The sequence below is a fragment of the Bacteroides sp. 3_2_5 genome, assembly GCF_000159855.2.
GTDB lineage: Bacteria > Bacteroidota > Bacteroidia > Bacteroidales > Bacteroidaceae > Bacteroides > Bacteroides fragilis.
Window position 1 is genome coordinate 364684 of the sequence record NZ_JH636043.1, and the last position, 20697, is coordinate 385380.

8 protein-coding genes and 1 pseudogene are annotated in these 20697 nt (G+C 40.4%); all 9 read right to left on the minus strand.

What is annotated here, in order from left to right:
- Positions 1–82 precede the first annotated feature (82 nt).
- The 9 genes and pseudogenes from BSHG_RS18450 to BSHG_RS18415 all read right to left on the minus strand — a co-directional run bounded on the left by BSHG_RS18450 (position 83) and on the right by BSHG_RS18415 (position 20612).
- The gene (locus tag BSHG_RS18450; RefSeq protein ID WP_005790742.1) at positions 83–1876 is read right to left on the minus strand and encodes a RagB/SusD family nutrient uptake outer membrane protein; all 1794 of its coding nucleotides are present in this window, start codon (positions 1874–1876) and stop codon (positions 83–85) included.
- A 12-nt stretch (positions 1877–1888) separates the two neighbouring features.
- Positions 1889–5335, minus strand: coding sequence for a SusC/RagA family TonB-linked outer membrane protein (locus BSHG_RS18445; RefSeq protein WP_008657506.1), 3447 nt, complete (start codon positions 5333–5335; stop codon positions 1889–1891).
- Positions 5336–5498: 163 nt separating this feature from the next.
- Positions 5499–6521, minus strand: coding sequence for a FecR family protein (locus BSHG_RS18440; RefSeq protein WP_005798140.1), 1023 nt, complete (start codon positions 6519–6521; stop codon positions 5499–5501).
- A gap of 73 nt (positions 6522–6594) precedes the next feature.
- Positions 6595–7167 carry an RNA polymerase sigma-70 factor gene (locus BSHG_RS18435; protein ID WP_010993474.1) on the minus strand — a complete coding sequence of 191 codons (573 nt, stop codon included), beginning with the start codon at positions 7165–7167 and terminating at the stop codon, positions 6595–6597.
- 835 nt (positions 7168–8002) lie between these two features.
- Positions 8003–9844: a RagB/SusD family nutrient uptake outer membrane protein gene (locus BSHG_RS18430; protein WP_005790751.1), complete on the minus strand. Its 1842-nt coding sequence runs from the start codon at positions 9842–9844 to the stop codon at positions 8003–8005.
- Positions 9845–9866: 22 nt separating this feature from the next.
- On the minus strand, positions 9867–13082 hold the full coding sequence (locus tag BSHG_RS18425) for a SusC/RagA family TonB-linked outer membrane protein (RefSeq protein WP_008657507.1): 3216 nt from the start codon (positions 13080–13082) through the stop codon (positions 9867–9869).
- 812 nt (positions 13083–13894) lie between these two features.
- A pseudogene (locus BSHG_RS0220005) lies at positions 13895–15215 on the minus strand (BT_3987 domain-containing protein).
- A 28-nt stretch (positions 15216–15243) separates the two neighbouring features.
- Positions 15244–17130 carry a RagB/SusD family nutrient uptake outer membrane protein gene (locus BSHG_RS18420; RefSeq protein WP_005798153.1) on the minus strand — a complete coding sequence of 629 codons (1887 nt, stop codon included), beginning with the start codon at positions 17128–17130 and terminating at the stop codon, positions 15244–15246.
- Between the two features lie 29 nt (positions 17131–17159).
- Complete coding sequence (locus BSHG_RS18415; RefSeq protein WP_005798155.1) at positions 17160–20612, minus strand: SusC/RagA family TonB-linked outer membrane protein; 3453 nt, start codon at positions 20610–20612, stop codon at positions 17160–17162.
- Positions 20613–20697: the final 85 nt, after the last annotated feature.

Genomic DNA, 20697 nt, shown 5'->3' on the forward strand with positions numbered 1-20697 from the left:
TTGCCCTTGTCACTTAACGAAAACAAGAGGGCCCCTTCATTACTGCCGAAGCAGCCCTTCCTGTTTTCTGATTAAGATAAACCTATTCCCAGAATGGATTCTGATAGAGGTTCTCGTTAACAGTTATATCTTTGGTAGCTACCGGATAGTAATAATATTTTGGAGATACAAAAGTATACTTATTATGTTGGGCAACCAAATAGATATAGCCTTTTGTTCCTTCGGTAAGTCCGATGGTATTACCTTCCAAAGCATAAACTGTCAGTTTATACTTTTGCTTGTCTTCTTCGGGAATTTTATCTATATCTGCTTTCTTTTCTACTATAGCGACATCCGGTTGACCGTCACCTGTCACATCATAGTATCCCATCCCCGGAATATAAGCTCCTTCGGGAGCTGCTTCAAACAACTTTCCACATCCCCAACGCATCAAATCGCCATATCTGAACCCTTCGCATGCCAACTCGATTCTCCGTTCACGGCGCACTTCCAAAACAGCACCTTTCTGTGCTGACTGTACATTGGAGTAACGTTCATCCTGTACCGGATCGATATTAGCCAGCCAATCATCCAACGAAGCATCCGGCATGCCTGCACGCTGCCTGATCAGGTTAATTGTCTGGTTGACATCATCTTGCGTGAGTATACCCAGCTCGGCTTTTGCCTCTGCATACATCAACAAAACCTCGGCATAACGGATAATAGGCAAATCTGTATACGATTTTCCCCAGTCAATCTGATCGAATGTCAGCGGACGGAACTTAATCTGAGGATATCCTCCCAAGTTCAATTTCGTACGATGAGGTTCAGTGGTTCCCACATTCAAAACACCCGGTTTCATAAATGTTTGTTCCAGGCGGGGATCTCTGTTTTCAAAGACTTCAAGTACTGTCTTCGTTTTATAGCCTTCCACTTGATGAAAATACTCGGTATGTCCATCCTTAACAACTAAATAATCTTCCATCAGGCTACGGGAAAGACCGGTGTTGTAGTCAAACTGAGCCTGAGCATTGTGCAGACGTCCTAACGCCTTGTCGTAGTCAGCTACCAGAATCATTTCCGGATTTTGTGTAAGATCCGTACTGCAAAAAAGTGACTGATAGGCCGGTAAACCACTCTCTTTGGTTGTAGACAAACTATAACTTTTTGTGTCCATAATCTTCTGGCATGCCTCTACCGCTATTTTCAAGAATCGGTCGCCGTCATTCAGCTTCAGTTCCGGATGATATTTACGGAACGTTCCTTCATGCAAAGCAATCCGTGCCTGTACAGCCAAAGCCGCATCACGATAAATACGAGTCGTGCTTTTAGTCGTTTTCATATGAGTTACGGCAAAGTCAAGATCTGCCATAATAGAGTCTACCACCAATGCTCGAGGGTCCTGCGGCTTATACAATAAATCAATGTCCGTCGTTTGCAGGTCATGGCTATACCAAGGTACATCCGAATAATCTTTCACCTTTGAATAATAGACCAGTGCACGAAACATACGTGCCAACCCAATATAATGATCAATCTCACCGCGATCTCCTTCTACACGACCTGTCCGAGCCAACATAAAATTGACTGTACGAATGTTGCTCCAGCTCCATTTACCTATATTATCCGCCCGATATTCGCCGCGCATCATTTTATAAATATCGGTATCTTCTGGGTAAAGCATATTGTCGGAAGGAGTATCCGAATAGCTTGCACCGATATAGCCGTACATGCCATTGGTATAAGTCTCCAAATCAGCAGGAGAAGAAAAAAAGACTTTCTCTGTAATACTCGTTTCCGGAAAGCGATCCATAAACCCGTCATTACAACTTGTCATCAGTCCTGCGCCTGTGAAACAGCACGCAGTCAGTAATATATGTTTTATTTTTGAACACATAATTTATCTAAATTAGAATGTAACATTTAAACCGAATGAATAAGAACGCTGAAGAGGATAGACAATGTCACCTAAGCTCTCCGGATCTACTTTGTAATGCTTGTATAAACCCGAAAATTCACACAAATTATCACCGGAGAAGAAAATGCGCAAGCGCTCAATTCCTATCTTATTCAACAATACCTTAGGAAGTGTATAACCTACTGTGAGGTTTTTCAGACGCATATAAGCTGCATTCTGTAAATATCTGGTCTGTACCACTCCACATTCTCTATCCGTATTTTCCGCCACATAAGCTTTCATACGGGGGAAGTACGCATCCGGATTTTCCTCCGTCCAATGGTCATACATATTACCTTTGGTGATATTGGTCCAAGGCTGTGCATAGATACCCCAGAAATAGAGGTCACCCGTACCCGGATAATAATCCTTCTTACCTACTCCCTGGGCAAACAAGCTGAGATCGAATCCATTCCACTGTGCATTGGCCGATAAACCAAATGTATAACGAGCACGGCTATTACCTATAATTTTATAATCGCCATGGTCTTCCAAAGTCCATGCTCCGTCAGTAATTTTACCATCCTTGTTTTCATCTTTAAACTTCAGGTCACCCGGTGCCAAAGGACGGGTACCCGGATAAGAAGTACACCATGACTGATCGGCATGATTCTTAATGTCTTCTTCGGAAGTAAAGAACCCTAAAGTTTCTACACCCCATATCTCACCAATCTCTTTTCCTACATAATAATCGCCCAGCAATCCCTTGGGATTTTCGTACTTTGTAATATAAGCACGGCTATCCGCCAGATTGAAGTTTACATCATAATAGAACGGTTTTCCGGCCAACTTGAACTGATCTTTCCAACCCACAGTCAATTCCCATCCTTCCGTCTTTAAATCGGCTGCATTCTGTTTGGGCACGTCGGTTCCCAAAACACTTGGAAGCGTAACTCCGGGGGTTAACATATCTTTTGTACGACGTACATATACCTCACCTGTTATGCTTAAACGGTTATCAAAGAAATTGGCATCCAAGGCAAGATTGGTAGTAGTTACCTTTTCCCAGGTTAAGTTACCGGCAACCAATCCGGGAGCTCCCACATATACCGGTTGCTGCTTATCCAGTATCTGACTGATTTTTCCTGATCCCATCGTGGCAAGATATGCATAAGCATCCACATCCTGGTTTCCTAAACTACCATAGGAACCTCTCAACTTCAGGAAACTGACCACTCCGGTCAAAGGCTCAAAGAACTTTTCACGTGAGATGACCCATCCTAAAGAAACAGAAGGATTAAATACAAAACGGTCATTCTTAGGGAAACGTGAAGTACCGTCATAGCGTCCGTTGAATTCAAAAATATATTTGTCGTTATAAATATATCCCAAACGCGCAAAAGCACCTCTCAGAGCCCAGGTCGTTATACTCTGGGACATATTCATATCACCTGTAGCCAGATTAATAGTAGGCAGTGAACTTGAAATCAGTTCTTTACGATTTGCTTTTACGTAATCATATTTATACTCTTCCTGATTGAAACCCACAACAGCAGTGACAGCATGCTTCTTCGCAAATGTTTTTTGGAAGGTACCATATACATCAAATAGAATATGTTTCGTATCGGAGTTACTGCTTGAAGCATCGGATACGGTCGAAATCGGATTAAATGTCAAAACAGGTAATTCCGGTCCGTTACGGTAAGTCACAGGCAAATTATACCAATTACTTCTGGTTTTTGTATTTGAAAAGGCAAATGTTCCTTGTACAAAAAAGACATCTTTGATCACATCTATCTTAGTCGACAAGTTGATATTTGTATTTGTTTTCCAGTCGGTAGCACGACCACCTTCGGCCAATGCTCCCAATGTACCGACACTGGCATCTGTCCAAGTTCCATCAGGATTCTTAACCATATCCATCGGATTCTTACGATACATCTGTTTATAAGTGTTGGTCATGGCATTCGCATAATCATAATCGGAAGTCGTCAGGCTGACATTACTGTTCAAGCTCCACCAGTCTGTCAGTTTAAACTGTAATTTGGTACGCAGGTTATATCGGTTATAAATGTCATTACCATACTTAAACATACCGTTTTGCCGATTGTATCCTCCCGAAAAGTAATAGGAAATACGATCTGTTTTTCCGGAAATATCAATGTTGTGGATAGTTGAAAAACCTACATCGTTGTAAGCCTCGTCAACCCAGTTTGTCCGACCAAAGTAAGTATAAGATCCATCCGGATTCAAGAAATAAGGAGAAGTAGAAGGATCCTCAGAACATTTCTTCGCATAGGCCAGTTGCTCCTCGTTATAAAGATTATACCATGGATATGCCATCGTATTTCGAGTGGTTGCCACCAGATAAGGATCTGTTATAATTTCCGGCATGCGGGTATTGGTACGTAATACAAAATTGTTGTTATAATTGACGGTAAGTTTTTCATTGCTACCATCCTTAGTTGTCACCAGGATGACACCAAACGCAGCACGTGAACCATATATAGCAGATGACGCAGCATCCTTCAATACAGAAATATTTGCTATATCAACAGGATTCATACGATTCAGTTGATCACTGGTAGAGACCACACCGTCGATGACAACCAACGGAGAACCTCCATTCAATGAGGTGGTACCACGAATATTATAAGAAGGAGAATCATCTGCTTCACCATCACCGACCGATACATTGAGGTTGGCAACAGCACCTTGCAGCGCTTGTCCCATATTCAATACCGGACGGTCCTCGATCGCTTTGGTAGAAACAGTTGCTACCGAACCCGAAAGATTAACTTTCTTCTGAACAGCATAGCCAACTACCACGACTTCATCCAGCGCTTTACTGTTTTCCTCCAATACAATGTCTATCACTGACTTATCACCTACCTTTACAGTCTGGGCGATATAGCCGACGTATGAAAACTTAAGTGACTTACCTGCCGGAACCTTCAACGAATATTTCCCATCGATATTAGTGATAACACCGGTAGTAGTTCCCAATACCGTTACATTTACACCTATCAACATTTCGCCTCGTGTGTCTGTAACCGTACCAGTTATCTCTTTCGTTTTCGCAGTATTATCATTTGGGGTATTTTGTTTCTCCGCACCAGGAACCAAAATAATCTTTCTATTCTCCACTACACATTTGCAGTCCGGAAGAATTTTGGATAAAATCACATCAATACGTTCGTTATTGGCTTGTACCGTAACTTTACGGTTCATGTCAATTTCGGCATCATTGTAGAAGAAAGTGTATTCACTCTTCGATTCGATCGATTTAAGCACTTGCTTTAGGGGAACTTGTTTCACATGAAGATTGATGCGGGTTTGCTGAGCATAAACTCCCTGAAAAACAAATAGAAACAAAATAAAAGACATTAGTCTAACTAAACGAATGTTTCTTTCTGTTAAGAAAAAGCTTAAAAAGCTTCTCCATTTAAATTTATTCATATCTTTGTAAAAGATTTAAAGTAAATAATTGCGCCTCCTGCAAGAGACGTGATTAAAAAAACTCAGAGATAGGTAAGTGCTGCAACATTTACCTATTTTTTTGCTTGGATGTGTGTTTCTACATATTTTCAATTCATTTTAAGATTAATACTTGTGTTGCCTATCACTTTCTGGGAAGAATATGTAAGATACCATTCTCCCAGTAATATCTTATTGGAGCAACCAAAGTCATCGCTTTCAGAATTTCATCCAGATTCTCTCCATTCCTGACAGAGAACGACATAAATACTTTTTCAGCAAACTCTGACGGACATTCAATATCCACCCCATACCACTTATTTAAATTAATAATAATATCAGCCAACTTATCATTATCAAAAGTCAGTTCATTTTGAATCCAACTGATATAATCATCCGTATTCACCATTTGTACTTTCGTACGTTCACTTTTCTTATCATAATTAATCAACTGCCCGGGAGTCAATACTACCGAATGATTCATCTTACAACCGGCAATCTTCACACTACCTTCTACCAATACTGCTTCAACCCCGGATTTCCGTCGATAGTTGTCAACAATAAAACGAGTCCCCAATACCTCTACTTTCATCTCTCCGGCTTGCACACGGAAAGGAAGCTTCTCATTCCTCCGTACCTCAAAATAGGCTTCACCGGACAAACTGACTTCACGGGCTGATGAACTAAACGTTTCAGGATATTCCAATAAACTATTGGAATTAAGCCATACAACCGTACTATCCGGCAAAACAAATCGTCCCTTACTTCCATTGGCAGTCAACAAACGATTCATGACATCCGGCTGTTTCGGGACCGAACTGCTACCCCAATAATAAAAGACAGACCCTACAGTAAATAACATCAAAAAGACAGCTGCCACACGCAAGAACGGAACGAAGTGTTTCCTGAAAACGAATCTGTTTTTACGTAAACCGGATTCTGTTGACTGTATCCGATTTTTAAATCGCTCTAGCGCTATCTCTGTTTCCAGATCGTCGGTAGCTATCGTGTTGCCTAAAAGCCATAAATCACGGACTTCGGAAAATTCATTCCGGTTCTTTTCTGATTGTTTCAGCCAGTTGAACAGAAAAACTTTCTCTTCACCGGTAGCCGTACCATCCAGAAAACGTATGATAACTTCATTTATGTCTTTAATTTCATTCTTCATTTTTAGCTCCTCTATTAGTAATACAAGTGAAATTTAAAAAACCCTCCTCTAAAAACATACTTTTTTTTAAATATTATTTAGAGCAAAGATAAAGCAAGAATAAAAGACTCATTAAATCCTTGTTTTTAAGATGAGTACGTAGTTCCAACAAAGCACGGGTCAAATACTTTTCTACGGTTTTTGGAGAAAGATCGAGCTGAACGGAGATTTCCTTTATTTTCAGACCATAGCTTCTACTTAATATAAATACCTTTTTTACCTGCGTAGGAAGTGTTTCGATAAAAGTTTCAATTTCACCCTGGAGTTCTTTCATGAACAACGAGTTTTCCTGATTATTCTCCAGAATTTGCAGTGCTTCGATTTGATCGGAAAATTGTTCTACGGATTCTTCTTCGGTATATTTCTTACTGGAAAGGATATTAAGCGATTTATTATAGACAGCCTTAAAAAGATAGGCTTTTACCGCGCCATCAAATTCAATATCTGTACGTTTATTCCATAAAGCAACAAAAACATCCTGCACTACGTCTTCTGCAATATCCCAATCATTCACAAAACGGAACGCATATACCCGCAACACCTTATAATATTGCCGAAATAATTGTTCTACCGATTCAAGATTCGAATACATTGTGTTTTCCTTCATTTTAAAGTATTAGTTAATAAAAAGGCATTGACAAAGTAACAAATAATAATAATAATCTCAAAATTTTAAGAAACGGTTTTAGTAATTGCAATAAATAAGTTGTGACAGTTTTCAAACAAACCGTTTTTCTCATCTCTATAAAAGCAGGTATCTGCATAAGGGCTTAGATAGCCATAGCCATTGAAAGCACTGTCCGTACTCATACTTACCGATTGACATTATAAAAGCAATATTCCGAAATCCGTATTAAAAAATTGCAAAAAGCCATTTTATACTAACTATTCATTTTACCAAAAACGGCGAAACAGGAGCGAATCGGCAAACAAAATGTGAATATCGGGTCTGTTTATACCCTGAAATCCGGAAGCAGGAAACAGGAAGTTAACATCGTAAAGATAAAAAACAAACTTCTTACCAAGAGAAAGTTAACATCGTGAAAGCAGGAAGTTAACTTCCTGCTTTCACGATATCTGTCTTCCAGAAAGAAAAGCAAGGCCACGTCGTAGAAAACAGAATAAATGGCCCTCGAAAAAGAGTATTTTCTTCTAGAATCCAATCACAAACGAGTATCACACAAATAGCATTTTGAAATCTTTCTAATATTTCTGCCTTTCATTTTATTACCATACAAAACCAAAAGCTCTTCTTTATAATCAAGATATCATCCAATCACAAGACGCGTGAATTACACTATCGCAAAATCCACACATTTTTATTCAGCCCATCTCCTTCGGACCGTAAAAAAGAGTTTCTACACATTTTCAAAATACAAAATGACAGGATTGTAAGTGATCATGAAAAAACAAGTTGTGATACCCATTGTGTGCGTTTTCTCTTACCATCCGGGATTCTGTACCAGTTTTTTTGACTTTTGTATCTCTGCCAACGGAATGGGATACAGATACATACGTTTTTCAAAAATACGAGTTTCAAAAGCAGTACGTTTCATGAAACCTTCAAGATCGGTAGCATTCATATCCATACCATGAACCGGACCACCTTGTTTATAACCCTCCTCTTCAGCACACATCCAACGGCGCACATCAAAATAGCGTTGTCCTTCGGCAAACAATTCGATACGACGCTCGTGACGGATCGCTTTTTCCTGCAACTCCCGGTTACCGATAATTTCCGGCTTAATATCTTTCAGTAAAGGAATACCGGCTCTATAACGAACACTGTCCACATACTGAATGATGCGTGCATCACCCGGATTTACATGATTCAAAGCTTCTGCATATAACAAATAGAAATCGGCCAAACGGAACAACATACCTGCTCGATATTTGGATTTCGGATTGTTTCCCTGATTCAACAAGTCACGGTTCATGCCTTTATAAAGCAAGTATCCCGAATAACTCATATCTGCTTTAGAATTATCGTCAGGCATTCCTTTATAAAAATAAATTTTCTTATCTGTTTTTTGCCATACTTTGCCGGAATAAGTTATATCCTGGTAAAAACGAGGTTCACGGTTCTTATACATATTCGGTATACCGTCTTCACCAATGCCCTCTTCTTTATACAAACCCGATTCTTCAATGCTCTTGCCATCACTCATCAAAAAGTCATCGATGGCTTCCTGGAGGACTCCGACACAACTGAATCCGCTAAAAATTGCACGCGGTGTACATCTACGCTCACGACCCTCACCATTTACGCCTCCCCAGGAGTTCTTACTACTTTGCCAAACAGCTTCGGAATTGTTAACGCTTACCTGAAACAACTGATAAAGTGACTCAGCCGGATCGATTTCACCATTTTTCATTACTTGGTATAAAGAGTAGCGTCCCTTTGAATAATCGATAAAACGTTGTAAAGCATCCAATGCAGTCTTCCATTTCGTGTCATCTTTTGCCGGGAAAAGTTGCTTGCCTTGATTATCCTTCAAAGCAATAGCTTCGGGATAACCACCATTGAACAACGGACTTGCCGCATATACATGCAATTTAGCCAAGATAGCCAATGCCGCCCCTTTGGTTGGCGCTGCCGCACGCTCATTATTGATGGTGCCATCCGGATTCAGTTCTTTCTCCGGAAGTAGGTCATAGCATTCATTAAGTTCTTTATCGATAAAAGCGACTACTTCATCTACCGAATTTCTGTAATAGTCCAAATCAGCGGCCGAGGGATCAGCAATTTCGGTCATAATAGGAATTGGGCCATATAACTCAAACAACAGGTAATGATAATAGGCACGTAAGAAACGTGCTTCATTTTTCAAAAGAGCCAGTTCTTTTTCATCAATAAAGTCAGCCACATCGCCATTCTGCGGAATAACGTGGGCATAGGCAATGAACTCATTCGCCTGTCGTATCTGCTTATAAAGACTCCAGCGTGACAAAGTTGCCGATCCGGCATGATAACCGATTGTCGGAATCGTCTTCACATTGTTCTGTGCAGACTTCAATTCATCAGAAACAGCCGGCCAGGGATTGTCCAAACCGGTCAGATCGGCATAAGCACTCGTTATAATGATATTTGACACATCGGGAATACCCGTATAGATGTAGCGATGAAACCGACGTGCATAACTTGTGTTATTAAAAACTTCTTCCATAGTCATCTCCGCAGCCAGATCATCAGAAACATTCAGATAATCTTCACAACCGGAAAAGAGAGTCGCACTAAATCCAAGTGCCAGTATATAGGTGGATAAATTCTTAAATACTTTCATATAAATACTATTATTAATTTAGTTAGAATGTAAAGTCAAGACCAAAAGTAAATGTACGGTTCAAAGGATAAGGGAATCCTCCATTGCTGTTTCCTTGTTCGGGATCCCACATTTTAATATGATCCCATACACACAGATTGTTTCCTTGCACATAGAAACGTAATGCCTCTATATTCAACTTTTTCAGCAACTTTTTATCAAAATTATAACCTAATTCGATATTCTTCAGTCTCAGGAAACTTGCGTCACGCAACCACCACGTACTGGCTACCGTATTATTCTGGAAGTTGTTACTATGCATACGGGGAAACATTACATTCTGACTCGGATTCTGTTCTGTCCAGCGATCGGCTACCACCGAACGCACAGCAGATTCTTCAACTCCCCACTGGAAAGGGAAAAAAGTTGCGTCAGCTCCGGTTCCCAATACTGTCGAAGTGTTACCGGCTCCCTGAAAAAAGATACCTGCATAAAAACCTTTCCATTCAGCATTAAATCCAAAACCATAGACCACTTCGGGAACAGTAGGATTTCCTACATCTTCCTTCTGGTCATTACTGTCAATCTTACCATCACCGTTCAGGTCTTTGTATTTGATATCACCCGGACGCACACCGCTTGAAAGGCCGGAAACGACTCCGGGTTTTAATTCATAAGTACGGTTGAGCCCCTCACCATTGATGATAAAGTCATCATATGTATAAAGCCCCTCGGCAATATATAGTTTATTTGAGTTGAGTCGGGTGCCTCTTTTCTCCAACCAAGGATATACCTGTGGCACTTGATCGTATTCGATAATTTCATTACGGGCAAACGTAAAGTTTCCACGTGCACTCAGATTGACCTGCCCTATTTTCTGGTTAAGGGTCAGACTGGCATCCACTCCATGATTCTTCACAATACCGAAATTCTGCCAAGGCATCTGCTGGAAGCCGGTTACATTGGACACTGTATTACGCTGCAACAAAATGCTTTTACGCTTATTATTGAAATAGTCAACTTGCAAATCAATACGGTTGTCGAATAACCCGAGATCAATACCGTAATTCTTCTTTTCCTCAATTTCCCATGAAAGGTAAGGAGCTTCAAACCGGGCTTCGGTTATTCCATTACCAATACCTCCCATACCTCCCGTATCGCTGAAACCGAGATCATATCCTCCATTATCCTGTTTCATCGTACCACGATACAAGAAACGGTCGCCACCGGTATCATCATTTCCCGTACGGCCGATAGAAAATCTAAATTTCAACTTATTGACCACCTTCTTCAATACCTCCGGATAAAAGGGTTCGTTACTGACATACCATGCCAATCCCATTGCCGGGAAAAAGCCGAAACGATATCCTTTGGCAAAGGTTTCGGAACCTGTATAACCGAAGTTTCCTTCTATAAAATAACGCCCGTCATAGCCATATGTAGCACGTCCCACAAGTCCCTGCTTTCTGTAAGGTAGAGCATTATTATGATATTGAGTCTCTTTTTGCATGTAAAGAACCATGGCAGTCACATCGTGTTTCTGCGCAAAAGTCCGGTTATAGTTGAACGAAGTCTCAAAATAAATCTTTTTATTCGAAGAGTTTTCCAGTTTCTCGGTCAATACGTCGCTGCCTTCCACTACTTTCTTAAATTGCAATCCACCGTTTTCATCACGTCCGGTCGCCAGATATTGAGTAGGTGTCTTTGTACGTTTTGCTATATATTTCATGTCTGCATCGAAACTGATCAGACCTTTCCAGTTCAGTCCTTTGGTGATAAAGTCTAATTTTTGGTCTACTTCCAGTTTCGACTGGATAGATGTTCTCCATTCTTTGGCATATCCGGAATTCATAAGTAAGTTATACGGATTCACCCGATTACCCGAAGGACGCGGATGTCCGGCAATTGTCCCGTCTGAGTATTCAGCAGGCATCAGGTAAGACGGGGTGCGGCACATCGAATTAAAAATAGTATTTGTACTTGTCCCCGGATAGTTTGTCTGCAAATATTGCCCACTTATATCTACTTTTACTAAAGTCGTTTTCGTTGCATCAAAATCGATATTACTACGTAAATTATAACGTTTTAGCCCGATATTATTGTCATACTCGTTTTTCTTACCTTCTTTAAAGATACCGTTCTCCTGATAAAACGCTCCGGAAACAAAATAACGCGCACGTTCGGAACCTCCCCTTACATTAAGAGTATAACGCATATTGTAAGTATGCTCTCTCAACATCTCCTTCAACCAGTCGGTATCGGGATAAAGATCACGATCGGCTCCCGGACCATACATGGCAATTTCTTCCGCTGTGCGTATACTGGCTGTTCCTTCATTATTTAAAGCTTCATTATACAGATCGAGTGTCTCCACCGAATTCATGAATTTAGGTAGACGAGTCGGAGTAAGCAAAGTGGACTCGGCACGAAGAGATATTTTGGGTTTCTGTGAATTTCCACGCTTAGAAGTGATCAAAATAACTCCGTTGGCACCCTCTGCCCCATATACAGCCGTCGCAGCAGCATCTTTCAGCAAAGTAAACGATTCAATCTCGTCGGGTTCGATATCTTGCATATTACGAGGCACACCATCAACTAAAACCAACGGATTCGTACCTCCCTTAAAAGAACTTACACCTCTAATCCAAAACTCAGAGTTATCATATCCCGGCTCACCCGAACGTTGAACGGCAATCAGGCCCGGCACCTGTCCGGCCAAGGAATTGGTCAAATTTCTGTTAGATGATACTGCCAGTTCTTTAGGCCCGATGGCATTAATAGAACTTACTACACTATTTTTTTTCTGTTTGCCGTAACCAATTACCACTACTTCATCCAACAATTCGGTGTTTGGAAGCATTTTTATAGCCAAAATCTTTTCACCTTTATAGGTTATCCGCTGTGGTTCGTAGCCCACATACGAAAAAAGAAGTATGTCCCCTTTTTTGGCATTTATCGAGAAATTGCCATCTACATCGGTAATAACTCCTGTAGTAGTTCCTTCCAATTTAATTTGTACTCCAATCAAGGGCTGGCCATTCTCATCCACCACAAGTCCGGCGGCATTACGGACTTGGGCAAAGGCTGAATTGAGTCCGATAGATAATAAAAACAGAACAAAGCAAATTGATCTTAATACTTTATTCTTAAACACATATTTTTCTGGTATCCCATCGATACGATTACTGCCAGTATCGGTATCATGACTAATATGAACAGTTATCGGTAAAACTGATATTAGCATAAAAGGTTTTCTCATAAGCTTAAATCTTTTTTGTTGTGTAGGTTTTAAAATTAATTTTCAAGAAAAGAGATACTATCCATCTATCGATGCATAGTTCTGTCTGGGATCGGGTCTTTCTTATGTTTTCATAGGCGTAATAAATATGGTTTATACTTCATCTATACTGAACCATGCTGATATTAATTTGCACAAAACGGCTGATTTTATCAGAGTTCCTGTAGAACTTAAGAAAAGAAAAAACCTATGAAATAAACAGGTAAACGATATAAACGAAAAGGAGAAATTGTAAAGTGTAGTTCAGAATCCTAAAGAAATATACCTATTTTCCACCCCTGGATATTTTCTATGAAAAAGTATATAATCAAAAGCTAGATGGTCAAATCATTGATAGTAAATAGTATAGAAAGCCATCTTATAGAAAGGAACTTTTAGAGTCATAATTACGATATTTTAAAAAAAGATATGCTTAAATAATTGTTTTATTAAAGTTATTAGTATATTTGCCACGAAAAAGAACCATTTATTACGAACTTTTAAAACTGTTAACTTCACAATCTAAAAGGTAGCATCTGTATGTATAATGCACAAAACTTTCCAAGTTCTACAGGAACTTTTCTCAAGTACTTTTGAATTTATTTATTTCCCAACAGAAGTGCATATTAATAACATTTTTATAGAAGATCATTGTAAAATAATTACTAAGTCAAAAGTTGTATACGGTATATCTTTGGTAGCATGAAAACAATCTGATGACATTACACTAAAATATAAATGCGAGTTAATAATTGAATTTACAACTATTAACTCGCATTATTAATTTATTTATATCAGTTGACGACTGTACCCCTTACATCCAATTCACGAATCGCAGCTACTGTACCATTACCCACCCCATCCGGAATGACCAATTTGATATAGCGTGCCGTGGATGATTTTACATAATATTTTAGTGCGGCATCCTGATTCGTAAAACCAAACTGACCGATCGATTCCCAATTCGTCCCGTCTTCACTGGCTTCAAAACGTACCACCTTTATCGGATTATTACTTCCTCGCCCACGTGGCAATAACTCTATCTGAGCTATTTTGACCCGATGATTCATATCGATAATTATTTCATAAGGTAAAGGATCAGATCCTCCCTGCCCGCGAATGCCAGAAAGTCTCGACATTTCCGTCAATTAAATGTTTGGCATGTCCATTATTGCTGCCTTCACCCGAAGCCTCCTCGGTAGTGAACGATACAATTTTCCAATCTGTTTTAGAAAGTTTATCCCCTTCTTTAATAATGCTATAAGCTGCATAAACATCCTTATCAGCCCGTATAGTAGCATCAGAAGTTACCTCTGCTATTTGCACGGGTAACATATAATTTCCCGGCAGGACATCGTCTTTCAGTTTATAAGTTGCTGTAACCTGATTTACTCCACTATGAAGAATCGGAGTTTCGGGAGCCACATAGGCATCGGACGGAAGCATGCTGAAATAAGTACCGTGAGCCGTATTATAGGCATCAATCACCGACTGGCGGCTTTCCAAGCGACAGCTGATTTCCCATTTATTGGTGAATGGGACCCCGATCTGTACAGGTAACTCCTTTACTTCTGCCAGGTTGATCTCTTCTACTCCGGCATTCATAATAGTTACAATCGGCTCTGAAACTTTAAAACCCAACAACACAACAGAACGTCCTGAAACAAAAGGCATTCCACTGGATGTAGCACGTAAAGGCAACACATATTTCAAATGATCATATCCGGAGAGCTCTTGTATCTTAGCCGGGTCGTAAGTGAGCTCACCTTTCAACAGCCATTCGTTTACGGGAATATCGACAGAACTTTTTGTTAATTGATAACAGTCAGCAGGAAGAAGTTCATATGAGGTTCCATCGGCAATATTCATTGAATCGAGCAAGGCTTTGTCCACAGAAAAACTTACTACACTGGCAGTTGACTTCAAGCCCCCCTGTTGTATCCATAAATCTGCTGTATACTTTTCGCCTACATTATAAGATTGCAATGTATTAAACCCTTCCTGAGAAACAGCCAAAACCCCATCGGCTTTGGAACTTACATCAAAACTATCATCACAACTGCTCATAGACAGTGCGACGTAAGCTAACATTCCTATGTAATTAAATCTATTCATAAGTACATCTTTTTTATTTATTCAAAAATCACCATCCCGGATTCTGTACCAGATTCTTGGTCTTTCTCATTTCGGAATCAGGCATGGGATACAGATACATTTTCCGGTTAAATACAATCTGGCTTGCTTCCACTATGCGATTGAAATCTTCTTTATCATTCGACTCACCGCGTACATTCATTCCGTGCACATAGCCATTCTGACGACCTTCCCCGTTTTTATCAGCAATCATCCATCTTCTCACATCAAAATAGCGCTGCCCCTCTGTGGCCAGTTCAATCTGGCGTTCACGTTGAATGGCAGCCCGTTGCAATTCCTGATTACCACGAATAGCCGGATTCAAAGTCTCTATATCGGGTAATCCTGCACGCTCACGCACCAGATTGAGGTATTTCAAAACTCTCGCGTCATTAGGATTGACTTCATTGGCTGCCTCAGCATACATCAAATAGAAATCTGCCAAACGGAAAATAATAGAGGGACGGAACTGGGAGGCTACTCCCGGATTAGTTAAACTGACCGAACGATTGAAACGTTTGAAAAGCATATAACCGGTCAGGGTAGCCTGTCCTTCCTGTACGCCGGAGTTACCACCATTGTAAAATAATACCTGATTACAGCTCACTGGCCATTGACGTCCATTGAAAAAGACTGTATTATAAAAACGAGGTTCACGATTGAGATAGCGATTGCTGACAGTCACATTGGTATACTTCTTAGAAAAGTTATCATTCTGATCTTTGTAAGTCCCATACCCTTCTTCCTGATAAAGTGTAGACTGCGGCAAATAGGCTGTAGCCGAAACAGGGAAACCGTCTTTCATATAAAAAGCATCGACCAGTTCCTGAGTAACTCCAGTGGAACCTAAGCCATTTTTTTCGCAACGGGGAGCAATACGACGGTCGAAAGCATCACCATTCATTCCCCCCCAATCATTATTTGCCGTAGCCCAGATAATCTCATGTGTATATTTCTGAAACAGATTATACACAGACTTATCCGGATCAATGACAGCACCGTTATCGTCTTTATACTCTTTGTATAATTCATATCTTCCGGCCTCAGCATAGTCAATAAAGTCTTTACAAGCAGCAAGAGCTTTCTCCCACTTACCGGCGTCATAATCAGGAAACAGACGGGTACCATCCGGATTTGTCACCGACAGAGCTTCGCGGTATCCACCGTTTAAAAGAGGACTTGCAGCATACAACCACAATTTTGCCCGAACAGCCAAAGCAACTCCTTTAGTCGGCCAGGCACGATAGTCCTTATCTTCAAAAATAGGCTCCTGAGTCAATTCAGAAGCAACAGCTGTGAGCTCGGAATCAATATACTCTATTACTTCATCTACTGTATTCCGGGGTACATCCTGATCCTCAGTCGCATTGTATATTTTGTCCTTTACCAAGATGATCGGACCGTATTGTTCAAACAACAAATAGTGATAAAATGCCCGCATAAAACGCACATTGGCTTTCATCTGTGTCAGCTCGTCTTCCAACAACTGGTCTCCTTGGGTTCCCGTAGTCATTATCGGATGTGCTTTCTGCAAAAAAATATTAGCCTGACGAATGTATTTGTAACAGTCACCATAACGATGAAAACCCATGTTGGCAGCATTTCTATCCGAATTATTGTATTTGGAAGAGTTTCCATACCCAACGACCAGCTCATCACACATACCCGTCCAGGGATTTTTGAAAGCTCCCACATTCACGCTGTTAATCCCTGAATAATCGGGGATACCGGCAAAAACATTGGCATACCATCTCTTTGTATACGATACATTATCAAACACCTGTTCGGTATTCTGCAAACCTCCTGCAAGTTGATCGGAAACTCCCAAATAGTCGCAAGAACTAACAAAGCACAATAGCGCTATCAACAAAGTGTATATAGAATTTTGCTTTTTCATCTTTCTATTTATTAATCAATTTTGTCTTTTTAGAATGTAAAGTCTAAACCGAGAGTGAAAGTACGGGGCAAAGGATAATTCAAACCCGCATTGGCATTACCGGCTTCCGGATCGAAATATTTAATGTCATCCCACACAGCAAGGTTATATCCCATAATATAAATACGGGCAGCCTCAAAACCAATCTTATCCATAAATTTCTTAGGAAGCTGATAACCGAACTCTATATTTTTCAGTCGTAAGAAGGAACCATTACGCAACCACCAAGTGCTTGCCACCCGATTATTGGCATTATTGGCATTGTTCTTATGCAAACGCGGAATAATAACATCCTGACTGGGATTGTTTTCAGTCCAGCGGTCTAAAGCAAACGTGCGATAATTGGACTGGTCGACGCCCCAAGAGAACGGATACCACCCTTCGGAAGTGGCTCCTCCCAGAAGAACAGATGTATTGCCTGCTCCTTGAAAAAAGATACTCGCATAGAAGCCTTTGTACTCAGCGTTAAGACCAAATCCATAAATAATTTCAGGAGTACTCGGATTACCCACTCCTCTTACCTGATCATAAGAGTCAATCACGCCATCACCATTTACATCGACATATTTGATATCACCCGGGCCAATCAGTCCTCCTAAAGTAGGACGTGGAAGTTCCGAACGGAGTTTATAGGTTTTCAATCCGTTAGCATTGGTACTGACTATAAAATCGTCTTCTGTATAAAGGCGGTCGGCTATATAAAGAGTATTCTCACTAACTCTTGTACCGGTAACAGCTTGATATCCATACTTCTGAGGTAGTTCATCATATTCAAGAATTTTATTCCGGGTAAAAGTAAAGGTTCCCCGAGCACTAAGTTTCAGTTTACCTATCTGTTGATTGAGATTCATCGACATATCTATACCCTGATTACGTACTTTACCAAAATTCTGCCACGGGTCTTGACGAAGCCCGCCCAATTGTGGAACAGTACGACGCTGTAACAAAATATCCCTACGCTCAGAACGGAAATAATCGAAGATAATATCGATGCGGTTATCAAACAGTCCCAGATCGAAACCATAATTCTGCTTGTCCTCAATTTCCCAAGCCAGATAAGGAGCGGCGAAACGTCCTTCAACAATTCCGTTACCAATTCCGTTAGTTCCGCCCGTATCACCGATACCCTGCGTAAATCCGCCGGCATTGGTAGTAAAAGTGGGACGATACAAAAAACGTTCCTGTCCGGTTTTATCGTTACCAGTCCGCCCGACAGACGCTCTTAGCTTTAGTTTATTTACCACTTTTTTTATTGCTTCCGGATAAAATGATTCATTGGAAAGGTAATAAGCAGCACCTATTGCCGGAAAAAAGCCAAAACGATTGCCTTCAGCAAATGCCTCAGAACCGGTATAACCAAAATTACCTTCAATAAAGTAACGCCCATCATAGCCATATGTAGCACGTCCTACGAATCCTTGCTTACGGAATGGAAGGGGAACATTATGCTGTTGCGTTTCTTTTTGCATATATAGTAACATTGCTCCCACATCATGCTTTCCAAATGTACGCTTATAGTTGATAGATGCATCGATATAAATTTTCTTGGTAGCAGATGTCGCACTGTTTTTTGGATCTTGAATATCCGGATTACCCGATACTACTGTGGAAAAAATCAGCTGCCCTAATTCATCACGGCCTGTGGCATGATATCGTGTCGGATTATACTCGCGACGAATAATCATCTCACTATCGTAGTCATAACTTACATTTAAGTTTGCAGACAAACCTTTAGTAATAAAATCAAGTTTCTGGTTGACATTTACTTTCGATTGTATACCTGTCCTATATTCTTTGGCATACCCGGAATTCATTAATAAGTTATAAGGGTTACGCATGTTCGCATCTCTTTCCTGGGCATACGTGGCTACGGTACCATCACTGTACACTGCGGGGAAAGCATAAGGAGGCGTGATTAACATAGAACGGAAAATGGTGGAAGTACCCGTTCCCGGATAATTATTAATAAGGTATTGCATAGCGAGATCTACCCCTACAGTAGTGGTGGAAGATACAGCCATATCGATATTCGAACGCAAGTTAAAACGGTCTATACCAATATTGGTATCATAAATCCCATTCGGCCTGTTCTTGAATAATCCGCTTTCGTTATAATAGGCTCCCGACACAAAATACTTGGCTTTCTCAGTACCGCCGCGTACATTGAGTGTATAGCGATGACTAAAGGTGTTCTTCCGGAGAAGTTCGTCAATCCAATTGGTATTGGGATACAAATCCGGATCGTCGTTGTTACGGTAATGGGCTATCAGTTCATCTGAAAACTGCGGTCCTTCACCATCATTACGCAATGCCTCATTATATAAACTAAGATAATCGGCAGAACCTACAAACTCAGGAAGGCGGGTAGGTGATGAAATGGTGTGTTCGGTCTTAAAAGATATTTTAGCTTTTTCAACACGGCCACGTTTAGTAGTCACCAATACTACACCGTTAGCTCCTTCTGCGCCGTAAATAGCAGTAGCAGCTGCATCTTTCAGAACAGAAAATGTTTCTATTTCATCCGGTTCAATATCGCTCATATTTCTCGGCACTCCGTCGACAAGTACGAGCGGAGAAGTTCCCCCGGCAAAAGTACTGACTCCACGAATCCAGAATTCAGCATTGTCATAACCGGGTTCTCCAGAACGTTGTACGGCGATCAGACCTGCTACCTGACCGGCAAGACTATTATTAAGGCTGCGGGAAGGAACAACAATATCTTTGGGCTTGATAGAACTCATGGAGACCACCACACTTTCCTTCTTCTGCTTACCGTAACCAACTATCACTACTTCATCGAGTGCTTTTGAGTCCTCATGCAAAACAACGTTGATATTACGACGTCCCTTTACTTTGATTTCTTCGGTATTATATCCCAAATATGAAACCAATAAAATGACATCGTCCGAGGGAAGCATCACTTCATAACGTCCTTCCATATTGGTAATGGCACCTATGGTAGGATTCCCTTTTACGACAACGTTAGCACCGATGATAGACTCACCTTTTGCATCAGTAACAACCCCGGTTACTTTAATTTTGTTTTTTTGCTGTGAAACCGAAGGTGTCGCAGAAGTCTCTTTTTTATAAATGATTATTTGACGGTCTTTAATGGTGAAACCATTATCGGTATGTGCCAGTAACTGCTCCAGTATTTTATCAACAGACTGGTTAACCACATTTACACTAACCTTCCGGTTTAAGTCAATAACACCGTCTCTATAAAAGATTATAAACTCACTATTCTTCTCTATTTCTTTAAAAACCTGTAATACGGTTTTCTCGGCAGATTGCATAGTAAAGACTTTGGTTTGAGAGTAAACACTTGAAGCATAAGCCATTTCGAATGCAAAAGTGAATAACAAAAACAAAAAAATACTTTTTATTGATAATAAAGTTCTTACTTTAGTCCTATCGGGACTAAAAATTCCATGATTATTCATACATTTGTACGATTTGATTAACAAATTTGTTTTTACGTAGTTTAATCTAATCAGGGGTTGGATGATATGAGGGTATTATCCAACC